Here is a 2,525-nt window from a genome sequence, read left to right as displayed (position 1 = left end):
CCAAGGCTCAGTCGATGTCGCCGATGCGTGGCGAGATCAACAGCTTCACCGACGTCTTTGCGGTTCGCGTCTCCCCCGCCAATCCCTACGACCGCAACATCCGGGTCGAAATTCACGTCTACGATCAGGATTTCCAGCCGGTAGATGCCAGGGTCTCTCCAAATGTCTTCCAACTGGCCTCCCAGGCCTCCCGTTCTGTCCTTGTGGTTGTGCCTTTCGGCGGCGCTGCCGAGCGTAAAGTGCGTATCTGTACCGAAAGCATCCCCTTTCCCAATCAACAGACGCAGATAAGGGCACAGATATGCGGAAAGTTTTTTGGGCGCCGCAAGTCCTGACACTGGCGCTCGCGGCTGTTTGGGCGGGTGCCTCGCCGGCCGGGGCCGAGGACGTCTACAACCTCAACCAGAACGAAAGCGGCTTCAACCTGCCCGGCGTCACCTTGCCCCAGGGCCAGGACGAGGTCCATGCCGCGGATGGCACCACTTGCCGTTCCGCCGTCTCCGGCTCCGGCGCCTATGTCGATCTCGGCGTCATCAGAGGCAACAGCCAGTCCGACAATGATGTCGCCACTTACGGCCGCGTGGTGATCCCCATCGGGCGTACGCCCAAGCGCGTCGATTGCAGCCGTCTCTACGAGCTTGAGGTCGAGCGCCTTCAGCTGGAGCTGAAGCTCCTCAAAATGGGCCTCGGCACCGACGGCCAGACGGCGAGTATTGCCGCCACCGCTCCCGCGACCGCATCACCGGGGTGGGCCAACGAAGGCTGGAGCATCAGAACCGGAAATGGCGATGGCAAGAAAAAGAAGAAGCAGTAGCCGCGCGCTGTTTGCGATGGCGGCACTTGCCGGTTCCTGCCTTCCGATGCAGGCGGCGATCATCGGCACCTGCACCATCATGGTCGGGGCGTCCGGAACGATGAAGGCCAGTCCCGCCATCAGCATACTGGGCTCCAAACAGGCAGGCGGATCGAGCGCCAGCGCCACCGTGGTGGCAAGCTCCCTGTTATGCTCAATACTCAACCTGCTTGACTGCTATTCGGTTTCGGCGCCGGCGCCTGCCGCATTCTCGTCCGCGCCGAGCGGCGGTGGCACCAACGTGACGTTCGCTTCGGTCTTCCGCCTCGATGGCTCGGGGGCCGATGTCAACGGAAGTGTGCCGCAGAGGGTTGCCAACGGCACCCACGCGATGCAGGTCGACCTCACCGCCACCAAGTCGAGCGGTATCTTTCCCGCCGGCAACTATCAGGGCACGGTCACCGTGCGCTGCGAATAAGGCCGCGACAACTCAAATCGGGCTGGACCATGCGCGTGGTCTGGCAAGCTGCGGCCTTACAGGTTAGCTTCCACGCAATCGGAACGATCTGCGTTCGCCCGGACGCACGAAGACGCTCCGGCATTTTGAATTTGCGTTGCCAGGAGGCCCTGCTTGATTATCGTCATCGGCTCGATCAACCTCGACCTTATCGCCAAGGTCGACCGCTTGCCGAGCCCCGGCGAGACGGTGGGCGGCTCGGCCTTCACCACCGCGCCCGGGGGCAAGGGCGCCAACCAGGCCCTGGCCGCCGCACGCGCCGGCGCCTCGGTGCGCATGGTCGGCGCCGTCGGCAGGGACAGCTTCGCCGCCGAGGCACTGGCATTGCTGCGCGACGGCAAGGTCGACCTGTCCGGCGTTGCCGAGACTCACGCCTCGACCGGCACGGCACTGATCATGGTCGCCGACGACGGCGAGAACATCATCGCCGTGGTGCCGGGCGCCAACGCTTCCGTGGTGCCCGGCGATCTCTCCAAGGCCTTTCTGAAAAAAGGCGACGTCGTGCTGCTGCAAAATGAGATTCCGCTGGCCACCGTCGATGCCGCCCTCGACCAGGCAAGGGCGGCCGGCGCCATCACGGTGCTCAACACAGCACCTTTCCAGGCGCAAGCAGCCGGCTTTCTCGGCAAGGCCGACTATGTCGTCGCCAACGAAACCGAGTTCGACCTGTATGGCGAAGCGCTGTCGCTGCAAGGCCGCGATCGGGCGGTGCGCATGCGCGACTTTGCCGGAAAGACCGGCCGCACCGTCGTCGTCACGCTCGGCGGCGATGGCGTGATGGCGGCGACACCGACCGAGTTCCTGGCCGTTGCTGCGCGCAAGATCGTCCCCGTCGACACGGTCGGCGCCGGCGATACGTTCTGCGGCTATTTCGCCGCCAGCCTGTCGTCGGGCCTCACGCTCGAACAGGCGCTGGCGCGCGCCGGCGCGGCCGGCTCGCTGGCCTGCCTGAAACCTGGCGCCCAACCGGCGATCCCGCTCGCCAAAGACGTCGATCAGGCGCTGCAGGAAACCCATTAAAATGCTGCGTCCTCAAACAAAACATGCCGTGCCACCGGCAGGCGACATCTGCCGCCTGTCCGCAGTCGAACTCGCCGGCGCGATCCGGGAGAGGGAGCTTTGCGTGCGCGAGGTGGTGGCGGCATTCCTCGACCGCATCGAGGCGGTCAATCCGCTGGTCAACGCCATCGTCTCCTTGCGCGATCGCGCCGATAT

The 2,525-nt window shown here is 64.9% G+C and carries 4 protein-coding genes and 1 pseudogene; all 5 read left to right on the top strand.

Annotated features, from left to right (window positions below; genetic code table 11):
- Positions 1-335 (top strand): hypothetical protein (locus EN969_RS26395; protein WP_127419528.1); only part of this gene is annotated, 335 nt, incomplete at its 5' end.
- Positions 302-814 carry a hypothetical protein gene (locus EN969_RS26390; protein ID WP_027161334.1) on the top strand — a complete coding sequence of 171 codons (513 nt, stop codon included), beginning with the start codon at positions 302-304 and terminating at the stop codon, positions 812-814. The genes EN969_RS26395 and EN969_RS26390, both read left to right, overlap by 34 nt.
- Positions 789-1,271 (top strand): hypothetical protein, encoded by a 483-nt coding sequence (locus EN969_RS26385; protein ID WP_027161333.1) that lies wholly within the window; start codon positions 789-791, stop codon positions 1,269-1,271. The genes EN969_RS26390 and EN969_RS26385 overlap by 26 nt, the downstream gene beginning before the upstream one ends.
- A 153-nt stretch (positions 1,272-1,424) precedes the next feature.
- A complete protein-coding gene (locus EN969_RS26380) occupies positions 1,425-2,330 on the top strand; it encodes a ribokinase (RefSeq protein ID WP_063169004.1) in 906 nt (301 codons plus the stop codon).
- Between the two features lies 1 nt (position 2,331).
- Positions 2,332-2,525 (top strand): annotated as a pseudogene (locus EN969_RS26375) (amidase); the annotation flags it as partial.

Source organism: Mesorhizobium sp. M7A.F.Ca.CA.003.01.2.1 (assembly GCF_003998945.1).
In the GTDB taxonomy this organism is placed as follows: Bacteria; Pseudomonadota; Alphaproteobacteria; order Rhizobiales; family Rhizobiaceae; genus Mesorhizobium; species Mesorhizobium ciceri.
The sequence above is the reverse complement of the archived record's forward strand: the minus strand, read 5'-3'. Positions and strand labels throughout refer to the sequence as shown.

What these genes read in the sequence shown, in the direction of transcription:
- EN969_RS26385 (WP_027161333.1), top strand. Translation starts at nt 789, where the DNA reads ATGGCAAGAAAAAGAAGAAGCAGTAGCCGCGCGCTGTTTGCGATGGCG.
- EN969_RS26390 (WP_027161334.1), top strand. Translation starts at nt 302, where the DNA reads ATGCGGAAAGTTTTTTGGGCGCCGCAAGTCCTGACACTGGCGCTCGCG.